This window comes from Chamaesiphon sp. GL140_3_metabinner_50 (assembly GCF_025361915.1).
In the GTDB taxonomy this organism is placed as follows: Bacteria; Cyanobacteriota; Cyanobacteriia; order Cyanobacteriales; family Chamaesiphonaceae; genus Chamaesiphon.
The window spans coordinates 1-18,209 of sequence record NZ_JANYJC010000083.1; the positions used below are offsets into that span (position 1 = coordinate 1).

An 18,209-nucleotide genomic window follows, 5' to 3' on the forward strand; every position below is an offset into this window, starting at 1 on the left:
TGGGGCTTCTTTTTCACTTAATGATAAGCATCATCCAGAACTGACGGTTAGATTAAGTCAAAGTGCATTCGTAATCATTTTTCGCTTTCTCTCAGTAGGTTTTGGTGATTAATTATTACTATTAGAAAGCTTTGGGTGTAAATCATCCTTACGTACTGAGCCACTGACATGTATAATTAAATCGCTTGAAGCTAAGACATTAAAAGAAAGACCCAACTTCTTGAAGAAATTGAGTCTTTGGTAGTCTTTGTGGGGATAAAATCTTGAATTTGTTTTAGTCTCTCTAAATCTCATCCAAGCTAATGTTCGATCGAAACCGCTGTTGAAATGCCGTCAGCGTACCTGAATTAGCACTAGAAGTATAAATCGCAAATATCACTCTATCGAAACAACCCCAAAAACTGGGATGTTCCAGCCACCGCCCGAAGGCATCGGCTACCATACCAGGATCGTTACAAAATACCCCACAACCCCAAGCTCCGAGTAATATCGATCGATGTCCATTATCGCGTGCGATGGCTAAAACAATCCCCGCACGTCGTTCGAGTGTGGCTGCAATCGCCGCACTACATTCAGGATCTCGACGTAAAGCTTGTCCCGCGTTGGGTGCGGGTGCGGTAATTACCGATGCTAGAAATACATTATCTGACAACTCCCGATTGCGGACGCGAAACCACGGGACATTCGGAGAATAGATAGTATAATCGCTATACAGCAACGATTCACCCGCACGGTTGACATCGTAGTAAGTGGGTTGAGTCAACAGACACGGGTAGATGCCCGAACAACGCGCCAAATCTTCTTCCTGAGCTTTGGCACCATTAATAAAGCCACCACCCGGATTTCGGGCTGATGCGAAGCTTAATAATACCAAATCTCTACACCCCTCAGCACGCACGAGTCGATTGGCGGCTACTTGGGTTGTTTCGGTTGTCACTTCAATCTGGGGTTGCTGCTTGGATGTACTAGCAGCGGGCTGTTCTAATAATGCATACGACTGTTGCGGGGTGTATAAAACTGTGTTTTTGACTGCACTCTGTTGTGCGGCTAAAAACTCAATTGTTTTTCCAGCCCGATCGATATATTTCCCTATTTTGAGAATATCTAATGTTTCCTTAGCAGTATTTTTGAGTGACATAATTCGATTCATTCATAGAGCGTGAGCTAGACAGCTCGATATCGATCGAAACAGCTAAGTATTGTTAGATTGCATTTGGTTCTTTTGGCTCTTCTCCAATTGCTTGTTGTGAAGAGTGGCGAATATGAAGAATCCGAACACTAGATACGAACTCATCTAATCCCTGCTGAATACCTGCTATCGCTGCCGCTGAATCTTGTGTTTCCCATTCAAGAATACTCGCCAAAAGCTCGGTTGCAACCAGATTAATATCTTGTCCCTGACGTACCGCTTTTTCTCGTAACTGTTCTTCTAATTCTGGACTTAGAGTGACGACAATCGACATAGATCTAGTTCCTACAGCAGTTAATCTGTATACGATTTTAACATAATGGTAGAGTAGATCGTAGGTTGGGTAGAGCAGAGCGAAACCCAACGATCCCACAATTATCGGTATTGGTTTAATGTTGGGTTTCATTCTGGTTGATGAGCGACTCGTACCGTGCGACAGCCGAAGTGTAGTCGAATTACAATCCAACCTACAATTTACTAAAATCTAAAATCTAAAACCTAAAACCTAATCACTAGTCTGGCGATATTGTTCGATGAAATCTTGCACTAGTTGGCGATATTCGCGCATCGTTTCATCGACCCAATTGCGATCGTTACCATTGACATAAATATGTACCAAAGGTTCGCCAGCATCGGGGAGAATTAAGATCCAGCGATCGTCTTGATAATTGATAATTTTAACCCCATCTTCGGTATCTAAATATTCTGGTTGATGGGTTTCGAGAATATGCCGCATTAAGCCACCTTTAGCCGTCCAGGGGCACCGAATTGAGTGGCTGCGATAAAAGACGCGCGGTAGCTCGGCGCGGAGGCTGCTGAGGGAACGTTCTTGGCGGGTGAGCATTTCGATTAGTTTGGCGATGCAAAACATGGCATCGAAGCCGGGATGAAATTCGGGGAAGATAAAGCCCATTTCGCCGCTCCCGCCGAGGACGACGTTTGGTAACTGTTGGCAAGCTTCCATTAATGCTGTGGGGCTGGCTTTGGTGCGCTTGACTTTGCCCCCATGACGGCGGACAATTTGTTCGATTGCGCTGGAAACTTGGACGGGAACGACTACGGTACCGCCGGGGTAGGCGGTGAGGACGATTTGCACCATTAGGGCGGTGAGCATATCGCCGCGAATTGGTGCGCCTTCTTCATCGACGAGGATCAGTTGTTCGCCGTGGGCGGAGACTTGCACGCCGAAGGAGCCTTTGAGGGCGACGACGACATGTCCGAGTTGGTTTAATAGGACTTCCCGCTCGTTGGCGGTGAGGGAGATCTGGCTAAGGCTGGCGTTGAGTACTACTGCGTCGCAGCCGAATTTTGAGAGGAGTACGGGGAGAATTGCGCCAGAGACGGCGTAGACGTAATCGACGACTACTTTAAAGCTAGCATGACGGATCGCATCGATATTAAGTTGCTTTTGGAAGGCGGATTTATAGATTTCCATGCCTTGGGAAAAACGATTGACATCGCCGATTTCGGGAATCCGCGCGCGGCGGAGATCTTCTTTGAAGTAGGCTGATTCGATTTTTTTCTCTTGGGTGGTGGAGATATTAATGCCGCGATCGTCGAAGAATTCGATTAAAATTGAATCCATGCGATCGGGATGCAATCTGACGTGAATGCCGCCGATGACTGTGACTTCATCTTGACGTTGGCGCAAGGCATAAATAATTTTCCGAGCGACGGGGATGGCGGTGGCTTCAAGATCTTGGATATTAATACCTACTGACATTAATCCCGCAATTAGAGATCGCGACACCATCCGCGATACATTTCGTTGATCGCGAGAAACTGTGACTTGGGTGCCTATTTTAAGGGTGGAACCGTAAGCGGCACCCAATTTAACGGCAAATTCGGGAGTAATATCGATATTTGCCAAGCCCTGCACGCCACGCTGGGCAAATAAGTTGCGGTGGGCGATTTGCCCCCAGATTAGATTCAGATTTAGCACGGCCAAAGGTTCGATTTCTTTATTCGGCCATACTCGCACATTCGGATTGATCTGCGCTTCTTCACCCACGTTCGAGAGTGCCCCCAAAACGGCTCCTTCTAGCACTTGGGCACCGCGACCGATCCTCACCCCGCGCGCTAGCACGCAAGCCCGAAGCTGGGCATCCTCGCCGATAATCGAGCCACTGCCAATAATCGGACGTTTGAGATTAGCATTAGCTCCGATCGCCACATTATCACCGACAATCGTCTCGGCAGAAATTTTTACCCGCGCGCCAATTTTACAATTTGCGCCAATTACCGCTGGAGCCTCAATTTGGGCACTCGGATCGATGTAGGTATTCGCCCCAATCCAAATTCCGGGGCTAGCTTCGGGAAATGGCCAGTCGAGCTGGACTTTGCCGCGCAGCGCGTCGTATTGGGCTTCCCGATAGGTATCGAGTTGTCCGATATCGCACCAATAACCGCTGGCGACGTAGCCATACATCGGGATATCATGCGCTAGGAGCTGGGGGAATAAATCTTGCGAAAAGTCGGCTTCGGTATCGGGATGGAGATAGTCTAAGACTTCTGGTTCGAGAATATAAATCCCTGTATTTACCGCATCAGAAAATACTTCACTGGCGGAGGGTTTCTCTAAAAAGCGACGAATCCGTTGATTTTCATCGATGATTACCACCCCGAAATCAATCGGGTAGGGAATCTGAGTTAAAATAATAGTCGCCTTAGCACCTTTTTGACGATGGAATTCGATCGCACCCGTAAGATCGATATCGGTGAGACTATCCCCACTAATTACTAAAAATGTCCCGCCTAGAATTTCTTCGACATTTTTGACGCAGCCAGCCGTACCCAATGCTCGCTCGGCTTCGATCGCATAATGAATTTTGACACCAAAATCGCTACCATCGCCAAAATAATTTTGAATTACCTCTGGGAGATAATGCAAGGTGATGATAATTTCGGTAATGTGGTGGCGTTTGAGCAAATTAATAATATGCTCGGCGATCGGACGATCGATCGCTGGTACCATCGGTTTGGGTAGTTCGCAGGTTAAAGGTCTCAACCGCGTTCCAGAACCTCCAGCCATCAATACTGCGCGCAGTTGCATATCGTTTTTCGAGGGGATAGTCTCACCCAATATATCTTTATTGTCAATCGATTTTTAGAAGCTGGCACCAGGCGATCGCATAGGTTAATATATTCAGCCCAATTCAGGATTTATGGAATCAGACTAGAATAGAATGTAGATTGATACCATAGTGCAATTTTGCGATCCATTCTGTCAAACTCGTCATCATTGAGAAAATAAATAAAGATTTATGCAATTCGTTGTCGTCGGTTTAGTGGGAGCTTACGGATACGGTGTCTGGAGATTTTCGCGCAACTTCAACCGTACCAATTATCAACGTACCCTCCCCACCAAGATCGTGCTAGCTCTATTATGGCCAGTTTGCTACATTGTCAATGCTTCCTATCGGCAGAACTTTAATAGAGCATTAAAGGGCGGCGATTGAGTCCGATCTGGCTCTTGGAATGCGAATAAGTTTACCGAGTTGATTGTTATGGCAACACCCAAAAAAATACCACCGATTCCACACCAAAAAATTATCATCAAGTTATTTCACGGTATCATCATTATCAGTCTATTCTTGATGATTGGTAGCGGACTCCAAATTTATAATGCTACGCCCGTATTTGGTGATAAAGAAGGGTGGCAGTTTCCCGATTTTATGACTCTGGGTGGCTGGCTGGCGGGTGGTAGAGATTGGCACTTTGCCATCATGTGGGTATTTTCATTTAATTTATTAATTTATGGTATCTACATCTTTTTAACTAAGCGGTGGCAACGCCGTTTTGTTGCCAGCAGCGATCTGCAAGCTATCAAAGTCGGACAAAACCATAAGCGTAAGGCTTATGCTTGGCATCGGCTAATTTATACTGGTATTATTCCCATTTTAATTCTGGCGATCGCAAGTGGATTAGCAATGTATAAGCCCGTTCAATTAGCTTGGTTGATGAGTTTATTTGGCAATTGGAAAACACTCCGCATAATCCATTTTATGACAGTGCCGATCTCTTTAGTATTTACGGTTTTACACATGTTCATGGGTTTAAAAGTCGGCGGACTAAGGCTCTGGAGATCGATGTTTGTCTGAGTGAATATTAAAGTAGGGGCAATAATCAAAACTTTAATTCCTAATTTGTATGCATCCTCAGTCTCTAAGTCGGCGGCAATTATTCCAACTATCTGGTTTCGCAGGTATGGGTTTATTACTCGATAGCTGTGGATTAAACGAATACTCTACGGCTGTAGGTAATGCGATCGATCCGCTCAATCAACGAGTCGAAGAATTACTACTCAAACCGCAAGCTTTAGCACGCGAATATCCTATTAGTTCGATAGATCCTAATGCATTAATAATTAATAGTTTTACCGATGTCCCCCAAATCGATCCGACTACTTTTAAGCTAATTATCGATGGAGCAGTCAACCAGCCCCTGCAATTAAGTATGAACGACATTTACAAGTTACCACTCCAAACGATGGTAATTCAGCATGTCTGTGTCGAAGGTTGGGCGGCAATCGTCCAATGGGGAGGAGCAAGACTAAAAGATTTAATCGCGTTAGCGCAGCCAAAAAACACGGCTCGTTATGTTTATTTTGAATCGGGTGATGGTTACTATAATAGTTGGGATTTACCCTCAGCAATCCACCCACAAACGCTGTTAGCCTATCAAAAAAATGGACAACCGCTTCCCGTCGATAATGGGGCACCATTGCGCCTTGCTGCACCAATTAAGCTGGGCTACAAGCAAAGTAAATGGGTAACTAGGGTGACGCTAATGAATCAGTTGCCGATAAAACGAGGCTACTGGGAAGACCAAGGTTATGAATGGTTTGGCGGGCTTTAATTAGAGTGTTAAACTTTGTCTGGTAGTGCGGCGCGTAAAAGCATTCCAAACATCTAATTCTGCTGCCGAACGCCCTAATAATGTTCCTCTGAGCGCGTCGCCCAGTCCCTGCACGCGGCTAAAATCTGCACCAGCAATACTAGTCAAATGTTCCATTTCTACGCCACTCAAGTCGGCGGCGCGCAAATCGACACCTTGCAAATCTACACCATTCAAGCGCGCATTTCGCAACGAAGCACCTGTCAGATACGCTCTCTGGAGCGTTGCACCACTCAACTTGGCATTTTGAAGATTGGCTCCTGTCAAATCGGCTCCGCTGAGATAACTTCCGAGCAGATTCGCGCCACTGAGATCGGCATTGCGGAGATTAGCAGTATTGAGGTAAGCACCATTAAGGATCGCTCCAGGGCCGATCGCACCTGAAGATTTATAAGCAAATCCTTCACTCCAAGTGGTACGATCGTCGTATCTAGCGACTTGTAATTTAACTCCAGTTAAATTTGCACCAGTCAAATTGGTATTGTAAAGTTGCGATCGATTGAGATAAGCTTTTTCTAAGTTCGCATTACTCAAGTTGGCATCGCTGAGATCGACTCCTCGCAAGTCAGCTCCGCTCAAATCGGCTCCGCTGAGATTAGCTCCCCGAAAATTTGCCCCGATCGCATTTAATCCGCTCAGTTTAGCACCTGGTAAATCGATGCTGCTAAAATTAAATCGATACAGATCTAACTGGGCGATCGATCGACCAGCATCAATAGTTGCTAAAATTTTGGAAGTAGCGATCGCAGAATCGTTCAAGGTTGCTTTAAATAACTCGTTATTAGTCAACTTTATAGTGTAACGGTCGGTTTAGGCAATCGATCGGTACAAATAGAAACCAACAAAACTATCCACTAATTCCCCCATGTCTCTAGTTCCCCCCATGACGATGATGGACTTCTTTCGCAAAAGCGCAGGAACCTGGCTTACCCTCCGCGCGGTTCATCATTTCGATTTGGTTGAGGATGAATCGGGAGAATCAAATTTGATCGTGCGTGTTATCGAGCAAACAGATGCTAAAGTTGCCGCAATTTGCGAGCAGCAATCGATCGATCCCGCTCAGGCTATGGGTGGCGGACTATTTATGTGGCAAGCCAATCTCGATGAAGAGCCGCCAAATGCCGATTATGGTGCGGTGCTGATCGATGTCCCCGATGATGAGAGTAGACTATCTGGTAAGCTAATTCGCGATCGTGGTTATGTCGAAAAAATTCCCGTAATTTCTAGGTATTGGTTTGGTCGAGATGGGATTTTAACGATCGAGACGGAATATGATAACAATCAAGGACAAGAGCGATGCTGGTTTATTACCGACGATTTTCGGGTGCGGGTAAGTAGCGTCAGAATGATGAATGGCGTAAATTTGACAACCTACTGCTCGGAGCGAAGATGTATCGAGGATACTACTCTAAATGCCATGATCGATCGTAATTCAGCTAGAGTTTAGGGAATAGTGGATAAGCGGTGGAACATCTCAATCGCTCAATTGAATGACTTCGGCTGTATTGGGTTGGTAGTATTAATTTGGTGAGGTAGGAATGCCTAGATATTCAAATAGAGAATTTGAAGTACTCCAATCCAACGATCTAATCAGCAAATCATCCAAATCGTCTGCCGTCATGCTCGTCAATTTGGCTTCGATTTCTGGAGAAACCTTGCCAAATCTAGCCGATAAGAGTTTTTTTGCTGTTTCCAGTTTGCCTTCGGCTTTACCTCTAGCTTCGCCTTCGGCTTGAAGTTCTTTGACACGCTTTTGATAAGCAGGTTCTTGTTGCAAAATGCTCATGGTACTTACCTCTTGTGGATCGATCGATGCGGTTGTTGTGAGTCCTTGAATGTGGATGCAATATTCGTTACATGCTCCAATTATATCATTGGCTAACGGTAGGTCGGGATACAACCGATCGATGTCGCGATAGGCTCTTAATACGGTGTCGGGATTATTACTCAACAGCTTGAGCAACATTGTATCTTCTGAGTAGGCGAGCTTTTCGAGGACGACAATTCCAATTCCTGTTTGCGGATCTAGTCTGTAGACATGTTTGCCAAAAATGGGATCGGGTTCGGCACGGGTACGGAGTAGTAAGTTGTCACCACATTTTGCTGTCAAGATCCAGGTAAAGGGCATGTCTGGGGAGAGCGGAGTCGGTTTGTTTGCGGTGCTTTTATCCAGCCGCAAGTCGCTAGAGCGATCGATCCGGGTATCGTTTTCACTATACCAATAAACTTGTTTACGAAGGGTGCAACTATCGATGTATTCGGGTTTGAGATATTGGCTGTAGTGTTCGACAATGATGGTGGGATGAATTTTCATCATTCGTCCTAACATGCCTAGCAGTTGTTCCTGCTGAGGGTTGAGGGGATTGGGGTCGGTTAAACTTTTGTAAAAGATGTCGATGAAGAGTTCTTCTTTAAGTCGAACTGGGCGTTGGGTTGCGGCGATTTGGGTAGGGAAGAGGAGTGGGAATATTGCTTTGACAAATTTATCATGCGGCTGGTGGGGTTGAGCGGTCATTGGGTAAAGGAGTTGTTCGGGCACTCTTGTCTGTGTTGACAATGATTTTTAGCTAGATCGTAACACTCCCGTTTCCAGAAATGGCGTTAATAATTGTCCAATCCATTGTGGATAGGGGTGTTGGTGTGCCAGATCGATCGGGCGGTAGAATAGATGCTAGTTAGTAAGGAAGTATTGGTATGGCTGAGATTACCAGAGAAGAGTTGTTGGCTCGTTACGGTGCTGGGGAGAGAGATTTTAGTAAGTTGGATTTGCGATGGGTTGAACTTCAGTACGCTAGTTTGAGAGGAATCATTCTCTCTGGAGCCAATTTGTCTGATGCTCGACTGTTCCGTGTTGATTTGAGGGAAGCTAATCTCACTAGTGCTTGTATGACTGATACTATCCTTGAGGATGTTGATTTGAGTGGGGGTAATTTGAGTGAGGCAGTCTTGCAAGGTGCTACTGTTAGAAGATCCTGCTTGACAGGATCTAACTTCGAGAATGCCATCTTGGCTGAATCGGGAATGGATGATTCCTGTCTCAATAGCGTTAATTTCAGTGGGGCTGAACTCTGTGAAGTATCTTTCACAAGATGTAATTTTAGGGATGCTACTGTCAATATCAATGAACTTCTTGGGTGTTATCTGACTGAAGTCTGTTTGCCCAATGGAGAGATTGTTACAAATGGTATCCAAGATTGAATTGACTGCAAAATTTTCATCTGCTAATAGTGACGCGTTGGTAAGTAGTAGCCTGTAGGTTGGGTTGAAGCCTGCGTTGGCGTAGTCTTTCGGGACGAAACAACCCAACAACCCCAGCATTAACGGAACGATCGGTTAAAATTATCGAAGATCTTTACATCTTCCCAATTACCTCCAGCACGCTGCGAGATCGAGAAGATCTTAGAGCATTTAATATTGGTGGTGTTGGGTTTCGCTTACTTCGACTACGCTCAGTACAAGTCACTCTACCCAACCTACAAATCTTCTTACTCCTTACTTCTTACTTCTTACTCCCTACTCCCATCTCCCATCTCCCATCTATTTCCTCAATTTCCCGATTAAGTCGGCAACTGGCGTATTTAGCCAACTTTGCTTGTGATGCTTATTGAATTTTCGCAAGAAAGCACCATAAGTTCTGAGTTTGACTAGTGAATTCTGGTTGATATCGCGCTTGCGTTCTTGTTTTTTGCGATTATTAAAAAATTCTCGATCTTGCCCGATAATTAATAACCCATTAATACTATCGGGATCTACTTCCTCTATTAAATTATTTTCAACTAAAACCCGTGCTAAATTATTAGTGCAGTAATGTAATTTATCGAAGGCTAGTTTAGCGGCTGGCGTGAGTTGCAACTCGTCATCCCAAGTTTGTTCCTGAGAGCCAGCGCACATAATTATATGCCAACTAATACCTTCACGATAACTAAAACAACCGCAAATATAATCGGGGCGGTTATCTTCGTTAGCAATTAGATTACTCGACAGAAAATAGATTTCGTCGTAATCGACATAGGCATTAAATAAATAAGCGCACAAAGAAATGTTGCGATTTAATAATCCTTGAATTTCGCCAATTTTACTATTGCTACTAATTGTAGCGACCAATCGATCGATCTCTTGTCGCTCGACTCGATTGGGATCTACTTGAAATGGTTGCAGGTGCTGTAAAGACATAATTAATCGATCTCGCTGGCGGCTCGGCTATGCCAACGCAAGGCTCCGTTATCTCTGAGTATACCCAGCAGTCGCCAAGTTATGAAGATTCACTCAAAAACAATCGGATCGACAAGAGTATTATAATTAATTAGAAAGCTGTCGATCGCCAGTCGTGCTGATAAGTAGTGATATCTGCGATTGGGCAGTTAGCTCGATCTGGTAACTTAGTCGAACAGTCTAAATTTACACTTTATTTTATGAATCTACAGTCGATAATTATTGATGAATCAATGCAAAATGCCATCGTTGGTGGACTGGCGATCGCGATTACGCTCGGCGCAATGCTAATGATGTTTAGTAATGTCTGGACTACTAAAAAGTAATCGGTATCTATACCTGAAGCTCGATCTGTTTGACTGAACGATCGCGAGCTTGTTCGTGTATCCTCGATTCTGCTACTGCTACAATTTACTCGTGACATAATTGTGACGATAGTTGTCGAGATCGAGGCATTCAGGTTTTCGATCTGGGGCGATGGTGCCGATCGCTTCGAGGTCGCGCAGGATATAATTGAGCTGGTTAGCGATCGAACCGATCGAAATCGAAGACTGACAATCGAGCTGACGATTGGCTTGTAAAAAATGCAGGCGCATCTGCCAAGCAGAATGGTTGGGGTTTTTATTGAGATAGTCTAGTACGGCTTGACGGCTAATCATTTTTATTACCCACTTGTGTTATGACTATTGTCTCGCGATCGTCAACAATTGTGTAGGTATCTTAACATTTTTCTCGCTATTCTAATAATTTAATCGATAACCGACACCGCGTACCGTCTCGATCGGATCTGGATCTCCCAGCTTTTTGCGGAGTGCGAGGACATGGCTATCTACCGTCCGCGGATTGTCAATATCAATATCCCAGGCACGTTTGAGTAGTTCGCTGCGATGGACGGATCGACCACTTGCTTGCGCCAAAACGATTAGCAAGCTAAACTCCTGGGGGCTAAGATCGATTCTCATTTGTGGTAGTTGCTGGTGCCCACTTATAGCAGTCAGCTCCGAGCGGGAATGAAGAGAATCTACGACTGGTGATATCGCACAGGTACGATATACGCACCGTCGCACCAAATCGATATGTAAATCTCCACACGTCATATCCATCGGAATGGTGGTTGCAACGCGGTTACGGCGGAGTAGAGCCGCCACTCGTGCCAAAAATTCTGGCATTCCAAATGGTTTTTTGAGGTAGTCATCTACTCCCGTTTGCAGCGCGGTAACTAAATCGATCTCGCGAATGCGTGCAGATAACATTAATATCAGCGAATTCCCCTGTGGGTATAGCCACTGGCAAAATTCGATGCCTTCACCATCGGGAAAATCTGAATCGACGATCGCTAGCGTCGGTAATTGGCGATCGCAATGTTGGTAAGCTTGAGCTAGGGTGGCAATTTGCTGCACCTGATACCCAGCTTGTTGAAGATGCCAAGCGAGGAGCGATCGTAAGTTGTGATTGCCTTCGATAATATAAATCTGCACGATTGCCAGGGTAATATTTGTCAACCTTGGAACATTCGCTAAGTAATTAGCGATCTTAATTCTAAGCTGTTCGGCATTACAAATTTAATCTTTATCGATCTGATTATTAATTTGGCAGATTATATCCGATCTGCTGCTGGCAGCAAACCTCGATTCTTTCCGGCTCGATTCAGTTAACAGGTAGTTATCGGCTACCAGCGATAAAATTAACTCAAGCTGTGGCGATCCCTACCTAATTGTCGCGATCTCTCTCTCACCAATTGTCGGTAATTGACGATAAGTTAGATTTATACCCAGTAGAACGATTTTGATATATCCTATTTAGTATGTCGAGGGATTAAGCCATGCTGCAATCTATAGAAACGATCGGGCACTACCAAAAAATTACTGATGCCTTAGTCGAAATGTGGCATCGAGGATATCGCTTCGATGACTTGCGTTTGTATCTTGATGGGTATATATCTGCACTGCGTAACACCAGTGTGTTAGAAGCTTATCAGATTAATCGACTTGAGGAGGAAACGATGCGATATGTATCCGATCCTTCCAACTTTGAGCGAGTCGAACTTCAACGGGAGCTAGATTATTACTAAATTGTCTGGTAACTCTAGAATTTCGATTTTGCAGTTATCGACCGATTGAAATATTAGTCGATAACTGCTAATCTGAAACTCAAAATGTGTAGCTCGACAATTTAACTAGCCAATGCTACTTCAACTTTTTGTTGCAGTTCGCCTTTCTGGTAAAGTTCGGTTAGTACGTCAGAACCGCCTACAAATTCACCATCGATATATACTTGGGGAATTGTCGGCCAGTTAGAATATTCTTTGATACCTTGACGAATTTCTGGATCTGCTAAAACGTCTAATGTCTCGTAAGGTACGCCCAGAATATTGAGAATTTGGACTACTTGGTTGGAAAATCCACATTGGGGCATTAATTTATTGCCTTTCATGAACACCATAATTTTGTGATCTGCCAAGAGCTTGTCGATTTTTGCGGTTGTAGGTGTCGTCATCAGAAGATATTTTAAATAGTAGTGGATATATTAGAGCTTTGAAATTATTGCCAAGCAACGTCTAACCGCAACGAGCTATTAGTTTTCAGCTTGCCATGTTGCTGGTGTATAAGTCTTGAGTGCCAAAGCGTGAATCGCTCCACTTGCCAGTTCTGCACGCACTGTACCGTATACTAACTGGTGTTGTTGAACGGAGGATTTACCTTCAAATTGAGCGGAAACCACCACAGCTTGGTAATGATCGCCGCCACCTGTCAAATCGGTAATTTGGACGATCGCATCGGGAATACCTGCTTCGATCGTGGCTTTAACTTGACTGGGAGTAATTGCGCTCATGCTAAAAATCGATCTAGTTGCTGTGAGATATTTTGATTATAGCTGGATCCCACAGTAATCTAGCTTAGGCAGCGAGTAAATCTGTAAGCTTGACCCAGCTAAATTGCCGATCGCCACCTAACTCAACCACAATTTTAACACGCGGATCGATCGTCGAAAATTGAGAGAGATAGGTCAATTCTTGAGTGGATAGTACTTGTCCGTCGATCAGCCATAATACCAAACCTTTAGCAGTAGCAGGCATGGTCGCCAGCCGGGTTTCTAGCATCGGCGGGATAAAATAGGTGCGAATTTCTTTTTTGCCAACGTGAGGGGGACGCACGCCATGTACCCCTGTTAGATACGCACTCAAATCGCCCAAACCTCTAGCTGAAAGAGTCATACTTTCGTAGCCAGTTGCCCGCAGTCGGCGCAAATAGCGACCCTCGTTGCCCCCTTCCAGAGGGGCGTAGACACCCAATGCTCCAGATTGTTCTAGATCGCGGATAAATGGCTTGCCAGTCGTAAGTAGGGGCATTTCGACATCCTTGGTTGACAGATTAGATAGTTACTGAAGCTCGAATCCTCACTTGATGCAATCTTTTAATTCATCGCTGCAAGTGACACTCTTTTAGACTCGTTGGCGTAGCCTCTCATGAAAGAGAATCGCTGTGACGGTAGCGGTAACTTTTTCATCCACCATTATGCCACAAGTCGAGCTGTAGTAACGATCGATCTCCATCTGCTTTCCCGATCTAGGCTCGATAATCTAGTCGAGGATATTAATACCATCGTAAACCAAAGCGATCAGTTCGCCGTTATCGTTAAACTCGATTGCCGATGGTTTGGGAGTCAAAATGGCAATATTTTCAAATGCCCAGCAATAGCCACAAGAACGCGCCAAATCGACAAGTAACTGAATTTGGGGAATGTCAATGCCGATTTGATGAAAGTAATCAAAATAGCTTAAATAAGCAATTCGATAATCTTGAATAGTCGCGGGTAATGATGTGGGATCGAGTTGGGGATAACTTTTCTGAATTTCGCAGATCGAGATCTGATTTAAAAAATCTCCTAACAGATCGAATGCCACTTTTTGTTCTTCGCCCACCACTCGCGCGCGCGGGTTAGCATAAGCTTTGACAACATGCATAAATTCAGGTGCAATTTGCTGCTCGATTTGCCGATCGCAACTGTCGCAAATTTGGTGTAATATTTTACTGCCGACATCGACTAAATCTGGTCGATCGATTAAAGTCTTCATCGCTGTCAGCGGGTTTTCAGTCCACAAAATTCGCGCTCGATCTAGTCCAGCATATAGATAGCAGGCGTTAATTGCATTCTCGGCACTACCTCGATCGGTCGTGCTATCGTTGAGAATTTTTTCCCACTTTGTTCTACTTTGCGGAATAAAGTCTACTTCTAATTTAGCTAACTTGCGACGTTCCATTAAAACTTTTGATAAGTGCTGGGCTAAAGATTCGACTTGAGGAGCTTTAATAGGCATGGTGCTAAATGATATGTTGACGATCGAAAAAAATATAATACTTAAAAAATACTCAATTTTTGGCGGAGCCACGCCGAGAGGTAATCGCCGATTTGTGGTAAATTAGATATAGCATTAAAATAATATAGCTTAAATATTATTTTGAGTAGCTTTTATAGGAGCGATACTGACATTGATGCTGAAAAGATTGGCGATGCAGATAGATCGCCATACCATTAAATTTTAGCTAGAGATCTAGTCGATCGTCACTAGCAATCTGGCGGATTGTAGTAAGTTTATCGACAATGACGAGTATTAATTGCCAAAAACAGCCCTTACGCCGCAAATTACTGGCACAGAGACAAGCTAGATCGGCAGATTGGTGGCAATCTTCAAGCGATCGGATCTGCGATCGACTAGCAAACTGCGACGACTTTATCAATGCACACACAATTGTAACATATAAAAGTAATCGCCAAGAGCCGAATCTCGATCGGTTATTCGCCCATACTACCAAGCAATGGGGACTACCGAGATGCGTTGGTAAAGATCTACACTGGCACCACTGGCAACCCACACAACCGCTGGCGATCGGGAATTATGGCATTTTAGAACCCGATCCGGCATTGCCACAGCTTCTAGCCGAAAACGTCGATCTGCTCTTGGTGCCAGCAGTCGCGATCGATCGTGGTGGTTATCGATTGGGCTATGGGGGCGGTTATTACGATCGACTGCGTGCCGATCCGTGCTGGCGGAAGATTCCCACAATTGGCATCGTCTTTGATTTTGCCTATGTCGATTCACTCCCGATCGATCCTTGGGATTTACCACTAGATGCAGTGTGTACGGAATTGGGATTGATGAGAGCGGAACTACAAGTAGGCGTTACTGATTAGCTCTTTCCTTACGTTCGCTATAGCGATCGGTCAAATCGTCCACATTGTCTCGTAATAGTAGAGTAAATTTGTAAAGTTCTTCCATGACATCGACAACTCGGTCGCGATAAGCTGAATCCTTCATCGTCGTTTTAGGTTGCCCGATCGATAGAAAATGGTGAAAGCATTATACCGACCGATTAAATCGACGAGCTAGAGATTACTAACTCTTAAATATTTTAAAACATTGACTAATAGCAGATGAAACCAACAGCCACGCTCTTATTTTCTTGTCCCGATCGGCGGGGATTGGTTGCCAAAGTTGCCAATTTTATTTATAGTAATGGCGGTAATATTATTCACGCCGATCATCATACTGATTTTAATGCAGGTTTATTTTTAACTCGAATCGAGTGGCAGATCGAAGGATTTAATCTACCCCGCGAACTAATCGAGCCAGCTTTTAGCGCGATCGCCCAACCGTTAAATGGTACTTATCAAATTCGATTTTCAGATACCGTACCCAGGCTGGCAATTTGGGTCAGCCGCCAAAATCACTGTCTGCTAGACTTAATTTGGCGACAACAATCGCGAGAATTTTTGGCAGAGATTCCGTTAATTATTAGCAATCATCCCGATCTCGAACCGATCGCCAAGCAATTTGGCATCGATTATCATTATCTACCAATTACTAAAGATAATAAACCAGAACAGCAACAGCGGCAGCTAGAATTACTTCAGGAATATCGGATCGATTTAGTAATTTTAGCTAAATACATGCAAATTATTAGTCCCGAATTTATTGATGCATTCCCCGGTTACAATATTATTAATATTCACCATTCTTTTCTCCCGGCTTTTGTCGGTGCCAATCCCTATCAAAAGGCTTACGAACGGGGGGTGAAAATTATTGGTGCAACAGGTCATTATGTGACTTCCGAGCTGGATGCTGGGCCGATTATCGAGCAGGATGTGGTCAGAGTTACCCATCGCGATGATGTGGACGATTTAATCCGCAAGGGCAAGGATCTCGAACGTGTCGTGCTAGCGCGTGCGGTACGTCATCATCTCCAAAATCGAGTTTTGGTATATGGGAATAAAACTGTGGTGTTTGATTAGGGAGATGGGAGTAAGAAGTAAGAAGTAAGGAGTGACAGTTTGTCTTGTTAGATAATTAAGACTTAATCTCAATTAAGGCAAGCGAAAAAAAATCGGATGATGAGACGATACTCATCGATCCGATTGACCGATCCTTAATTTTAGAGAGGAGAACACCAATCCAATGGCTAGAAGCTGCAAATAAATCTTTCGTGCATTCAGCTCTGATGGGCGGCTAAATTGCTAAAGTAGATGAATGACTGCTGGCAATCGGTGAATTTAGGTGATGTAAACCACTATATACGTATTGATAATCTATGTCAATACATATTGAGAATTAATATCAACAATTTTCAATCGGTCAAAATTAGAGAACGGGAAATTCAGGATGGTACAGCTAGCAAGCTTATGATGGACTAACTTCTAAACAGACGGCTGTAGAGGGTTTCATGCTGCATACTCGCCAGCGACGAACCCCAGGTACAGGCATAAAGATCGTCATCGGCGAGGGTTGGAATCGTCTGAGCGAGGAGATCGAGCTGTGCTAGTAATTGCCAGAGCATCTGCTGTCCCGCTGTTTGTCCGAGCGGAATTAATTTGATCCCCACACCGATCTGACTGGTTACCCAACACTGGAGATAAGCTAAAATTGTGGCATGTCGATCGATTTGCCAAGATTGGGCGGTAATGCCAAAAGCAATGGCATAATGACAAGGACGATCGAGCGTGCTAAATAACTCTTGAATTTCGGGTGTTAGTTCGATCGCCAGTTTAGTCAAAGAACCGCCCATCTGCCAACTTTGATGGCGTAATTCTTCAGTTTCTCGCATCGCTGACAACCACCGATCCCAGTATTTTAGTCGCGTTAAATTGTTTTGACTTGTCGCTAAATAGGCTCGATCCATCACTGCGGCTTCGATCCGAATTGCTCCAGCCTGTAATTCATACTCAATCCAGGTTTGGAGCGAAGATCGATCGCTAATCGTGCCCTGTAAAATTAGAGTTTCTAGTCCTTCAGAATAACTATATCCGCCCACGGGTAATAGTGGACTAGCTAACTGTAATAATCGAGATAATTGCTGGAAGTGCGATCGTGAGTTGACATCCTGCATATTTGTGTGAATATCGACATTTGGCTCTCAAATCCCGATTTAATGGTGATGGCTGTAAGCACCACCTTGAGGACAAAATGGGGCGACTTCGGTAATTAATTGCAATCCCAAATGTACTAACATCGCTTCCAAAACCGGATCGGGACTCAACCGGAGATATGTAGGCGCGATTTCTAAACTGACATGACGATTGCCCAGATGGTAAGCCGCACGTAGCAAATTGAGCGAATTATCGCTAGTTATCGTCAGCACTAATTCTGGTTTAGCAACAACTCTGACGAACATCTCATCTGTTGTCGCCGCTAGTAAGTCGCCATTCTGAAGCGTAGTTCCTCGCGGTAGTTGTAAAAATACCGCCGTATCATCGTCTGTCAGAAAATGATAGCGGCTGCGGGTACGTTCTTCTGCTGTCAAGGAAAGGATTAGAGCAGGTGCGGAAAGAAGGAGATCGCGCTCTAGTCGGCGATCGAGTACGATAGCTGTTGCGGATGACGATTCGTTCGACACGGTAGATTTAACCTCACTAGCTG

23 protein-coding genes and 1 pseudogene are annotated in these 18,209 nt (G+C 44.5%); 9 read left to right on the forward strand and 15 right to left on the reverse strand.

Going from position 1 to position 18,209, the window contains the following annotated elements; translation table 11 throughout:
- Positions 1-283 precede the first annotated feature (283 nt).
- From Q0R35_RS04065 to Q0R35_RS04075, 3 genes are all read right to left on the reverse strand, one after another.
- Positions 284-1,150, reverse strand: a complete 867-nt coding sequence (locus Q0R35_RS04065) for a TIGR02452 family protein (protein ID WP_295614728.1) — start codon at positions 1,148-1,150, stop codon at positions 284-286.
- A 52-nt stretch (positions 1,151-1,202) separates the two neighbouring features.
- Entirely contained in the window at positions 1,203-1,463 is a 261-nt protein-coding gene (locus Q0R35_RS04070) for a hypothetical protein (RefSeq protein WP_295614730.1), read from the reverse strand.
- Between the two features lie 231 nt (positions 1,464-1,694).
- Complete coding sequence (locus Q0R35_RS04075) at positions 1,695-4,235, reverse strand: mannose-1-phosphate guanyltransferase (RefSeq protein ID WP_295614831.1); 2,541 nt, start codon at positions 4,233-4,235, stop codon at positions 1,695-1,697.
- A 217-nt stretch (positions 4,236-4,452) separates the two neighbouring features.
- Here Q0R35_RS04075 and Q0R35_RS04080 point away from each other — a divergent pair, with 217 nt between their 5' ends.
- The 3 genes from Q0R35_RS04080 to Q0R35_RS04090 are packed head-to-tail and all read left to right on the forward strand — an operon-like array spanning position 4,453 to position 6,046.
- Positions 4,453-4,647: a hypothetical protein gene (locus tag Q0R35_RS04080; RefSeq protein WP_295614732.1), complete on the forward strand. Its 195-nt coding sequence runs from the start codon at positions 4,453-4,455 to the stop codon at positions 4,645-4,647.
- Between the two features lie 48 nt (positions 4,648-4,695).
- On the forward strand, positions 4,696-5,289 hold the full coding sequence (locus tag Q0R35_RS04085; RefSeq protein WP_295614734.1) for a cytochrome b/b6 domain-containing protein: 594 nt from the start codon (positions 4,696-4,698) through the stop codon (positions 5,287-5,289).
- Positions 5,290-5,338: 49 nt separating this feature from the next.
- Complete coding sequence (locus tag Q0R35_RS04090; protein ID WP_295614736.1) at positions 5,339-6,046, forward strand: molybdopterin-dependent oxidoreductase; 708 nt, start codon at positions 5,339-5,341, stop codon at positions 6,044-6,046.
- Here Q0R35_RS04090 and Q0R35_RS04095 read toward each other — a convergent pair whose 3' ends face one another.
- Entirely contained in the window at positions 6,047-6,844 is a 798-nt protein-coding gene (locus tag Q0R35_RS04095; protein WP_295614738.1) for a pentapeptide repeat-containing protein, read from the reverse strand. It abuts the gene before it with no gap.
- Positions 6,845-6,950: 106 nt separating this feature from the next.
- On the opposite strand from Q0R35_RS04095, the gene Q0R35_RS04100 reads away from it, so the two are divergent.
- On the forward strand, positions 6,951-7,532 hold the full coding sequence (locus Q0R35_RS04100; RefSeq protein WP_295614740.1) for a phycobiliprotein lyase: 582 nt from the start codon (positions 6,951-6,953) through the stop codon (positions 7,530-7,532).
- Between the two features lie 72 nt (positions 7,533-7,604).
- Here Q0R35_RS04100 and Q0R35_RS04105 read toward each other — a convergent pair whose 3' ends face one another.
- Complete coding sequence (locus Q0R35_RS04105; protein WP_295614742.1) at positions 7,605-8,642, reverse strand: DUF4351 domain-containing protein; 1,038 nt, start codon at positions 8,640-8,642, stop codon at positions 7,605-7,607.
- A gap of 137 nt (positions 8,643-8,779) precedes the next feature.
- On the opposite strand from Q0R35_RS04105, the gene Q0R35_RS04110 reads away from it, so the two are divergent.
- Entirely contained in the window at positions 8,780-9,283 is a 504-nt protein-coding gene (locus Q0R35_RS04110; protein WP_295614744.1) for a pentapeptide repeat-containing protein, read from the forward strand.
- Between the two features lie 339 nt (positions 9,284-9,622).
- Here Q0R35_RS04110 and Q0R35_RS04115 read toward each other — a convergent pair whose 3' ends face one another.
- Positions 9,623-10,258, reverse strand: a complete 636-nt coding sequence (locus Q0R35_RS04115; RefSeq protein WP_295614746.1) for a hypothetical protein — start codon at positions 10,256-10,258, stop codon at positions 9,623-9,625.
- A 239-nt stretch (positions 10,259-10,497) separates the two neighbouring features.
- Between Q0R35_RS04115 and Q0R35_RS04120 the strand changes: the two genes are divergently transcribed.
- Positions 10,498-10,623 (forward strand): hypothetical protein, encoded by a 126-nt coding sequence (locus Q0R35_RS04120; RefSeq protein ID WP_295614748.1) that lies wholly within the window; start codon positions 10,498-10,500, stop codon positions 10,621-10,623.
- A 78-nt stretch (positions 10,624-10,701) separates the two neighbouring features.
- Here the strand turns inward: Q0R35_RS04120 and Q0R35_RS04125 are convergent, their stop codons facing one another.
- Both Q0R35_RS04125 and Q0R35_RS04130 read right to left on the reverse strand, forming a co-directional pair.
- Positions 10,702-10,956, reverse strand: a complete 255-nt coding sequence (locus tag Q0R35_RS04125) for a hypothetical protein (RefSeq protein ID WP_295614750.1) — start codon at positions 10,954-10,956, stop codon at positions 10,702-10,704.
- A gap of 81 nt (positions 10,957-11,037) precedes the next feature.
- Positions 11,038-11,799, reverse strand: a complete 762-nt coding sequence (locus Q0R35_RS04130) for a response regulator transcription factor (protein WP_295614752.1) — start codon at positions 11,797-11,799, stop codon at positions 11,038-11,040.
- 320 nt (positions 11,800-12,119) lie between these two features.
- On the opposite strand from Q0R35_RS04130, the gene Q0R35_RS04135 reads away from it, so the two are divergent.
- Positions 12,120-12,368: a DUF6761 family protein gene (locus Q0R35_RS04135; RefSeq protein WP_295614754.1), complete on the forward strand. Its 249-nt coding sequence runs from the start codon at positions 12,120-12,122 to the stop codon at positions 12,366-12,368.
- Between the two features lie 101 nt (positions 12,369-12,469).
- Here Q0R35_RS04135 and grxD read toward each other — a convergent pair whose 3' ends face one another.
- From grxD to Q0R35_RS04155, 4 genes are all read right to left on the reverse strand, one after another.
- Positions 12,470-12,793 (reverse strand): Grx4 family monothiol glutaredoxin, encoded by a 324-nt coding sequence (gene grxD / locus Q0R35_RS04140; protein WP_295614757.1) that lies wholly within the window; start codon positions 12,791-12,793, stop codon positions 12,470-12,472.
- A gap of 78 nt (positions 12,794-12,871) precedes the next feature.
- Positions 12,872-13,129 carry a BolA family protein gene (locus Q0R35_RS04145; protein ID WP_295614759.1) on the reverse strand — a complete coding sequence of 86 codons (258 nt, stop codon included), beginning with the start codon at positions 13,127-13,129 and terminating at the stop codon, positions 12,872-12,874.
- Positions 13,130-13,193: 64 nt separating this feature from the next.
- The gene (locus tag Q0R35_RS04150; RefSeq protein ID WP_295614761.1) at positions 13,194-13,646 is read right to left on the reverse strand and encodes an NAD(P)H-quinone oxidoreductase subunit N; all 453 of its coding nucleotides are present in this window, start codon (positions 13,644-13,646) and stop codon (positions 13,194-13,196) included.
- A 231-nt stretch (positions 13,647-13,877) separates the two neighbouring features.
- A complete protein-coding gene (locus Q0R35_RS04155) occupies positions 13,878-14,615 on the reverse strand; it encodes a hypothetical protein (RefSeq protein WP_295614763.1) in 738 nt (245 codons plus the stop codon).
- Between the two features lie 284 nt (positions 14,616-14,899).
- Between Q0R35_RS04155 and Q0R35_RS04160 the strand changes: the two genes are divergently transcribed.
- A complete protein-coding gene (locus tag Q0R35_RS04160; protein WP_295614765.1) occupies positions 14,900-15,490 on the forward strand; it encodes a 5-formyltetrahydrofolate cyclo-ligase in 591 nt (196 codons plus the stop codon).
- Here Q0R35_RS04160 and Q0R35_RS04165 read toward each other — a convergent pair.
- Positions 15,480-15,617, reverse strand: a pseudogene (locus tag Q0R35_RS04165) (arsenical resistance protein ArsH); the annotation flags it as partial. The gene Q0R35_RS04160 and the pseudogene Q0R35_RS04165 overlap by 11 nt on opposite strands.
- Before the next feature lie 113 nt (positions 15,618-15,730).
- On the opposite strand from Q0R35_RS04165, the gene purU reads away from it, so the two are divergent.
- Positions 15,731-16,588, forward strand: a complete 858-nt coding sequence (gene purU / locus Q0R35_RS04170; RefSeq protein WP_295614767.1) for a formyltetrahydrofolate deformylase — start codon at positions 15,731-15,733, stop codon at positions 16,586-16,588.
- Between the two features lie 395 nt (positions 16,589-16,983).
- On the opposite strand, the gene Q0R35_RS04175 is transcribed toward purU, so the two are convergent.
- Positions 16,984-17,679 (reverse strand): urease accessory protein UreF, encoded by a 696-nt coding sequence (locus Q0R35_RS04175; protein ID WP_295614769.1) that lies wholly within the window; start codon positions 17,677-17,679, stop codon positions 16,984-16,986.
- A 39-nt stretch (positions 17,680-17,718) separates the two neighbouring features.
- On the reverse strand, positions 17,719-18,156 hold the full coding sequence (ureE, locus tag Q0R35_RS04180) for an urease accessory protein UreE (RefSeq protein ID WP_366944819.1): 438 nt from the start codon (positions 18,154-18,156) through the stop codon (positions 17,719-17,721).
- Positions 18,157-18,209 lie beyond the last annotated feature (53 nt).

Coding starts and splice junctions, on each gene's coding strand:
- Q0R35_RS04160 (WP_295614765.1), top strand. CDS start 14,900: ATGACGAGTATTAATTGCCAAAAACAGCCCTTACGCCGCAAATTACTG.
- Q0R35_RS04110 (WP_295614744.1), top strand. CDS start 8,780: ATGGCTGAGATTACCAGAGAAGAGTTGTTGGCTCGTTACGGTGCTGGG.
- Q0R35_RS04145 (WP_295614759.1), bottom strand. CDS start 13,129: ATGAGCGCAATTACTCCCAGTCAAGTTAAAGCCACGATCGAAGCAGGT.
- Q0R35_RS04120 (WP_295614748.1), top strand. CDS start 10,498: ATGAATCTACAGTCGATAATTATTGATGAATCAATGCAAAATGCCATC.
- Q0R35_RS04115 (WP_295614746.1), bottom strand. CDS start 10,258: ATGTCTTTACAGCACCTGCAACCATTTCAAGTAGATCCCAATCGAGTC.
- Q0R35_RS04155 (WP_295614763.1), bottom strand. CDS start 14,615: ATGCCTATTAAAGCTCCTCAAGTCGAATCTTTAGCCCAGCACTTATCA.
- Q0R35_RS04135 (WP_295614754.1), top strand. CDS start 12,120: ATGCTGCAATCTATAGAAACGATCGGGCACTACCAAAAAATTACTGAT.
- Q0R35_RS04070 (WP_295614730.1), bottom strand. CDS start 1,463: ATGTCGATTGTCGTCACTCTAAGTCCAGAATTAGAAGAACAGTTACGA.
- Q0R35_RS04090 (WP_295614736.1), top strand. CDS start 5,339: ATGCATCCTCAGTCTCTAAGTCGGCGGCAATTATTCCAACTATCTGGT.
- Q0R35_RS04175 (WP_295614769.1), bottom strand. CDS start 17,679: ATGCAGGATGTCAACTCACGATCGCACTTCCAGCAATTATCTCGATTA.
- Q0R35_RS04100 (WP_295614740.1), top strand. CDS start 6,951: ATGTCTCTAGTTCCCCCCATGACGATGATGGACTTCTTTCGCAAAAGC.
- purU (WP_295614767.1), top strand. CDS start 15,731: ATGAAACCAACAGCCACGCTCTTATTTTCTTGTCCCGATCGGCGGGGA.
- Q0R35_RS04065 (WP_295614728.1), bottom strand. CDS start 1,150: ATGAATCGAATTATGTCACTCAAAAATACTGCTAAGGAAACATTAGAT.
- Q0R35_RS04080 (WP_295614732.1), top strand. CDS start 4,453: ATGCAATTCGTTGTCGTCGGTTTAGTGGGAGCTTACGGATACGGTGTC.
- Q0R35_RS04085 (WP_295614734.1), top strand. CDS start 4,696: ATGGCAACACCCAAAAAAATACCACCGATTCCACACCAAAAAATTATC.
- Q0R35_RS04150 (WP_295614761.1), bottom strand. CDS start 13,646: ATGCCCCTACTTACGACTGGCAAGCCATTTATCCGCGATCTAGAACAA.
- Q0R35_RS04125 (WP_295614750.1), bottom strand. CDS start 10,956: ATGATTAGCCGTCAAGCCGTACTAGACTATCTCAATAAAAACCCCAAC.
- grxD (WP_295614757.1), bottom strand. CDS start 12,793: ATGACGACACCTACAACCGCAAAAATCGACAAGCTCTTGGCAGATCAC.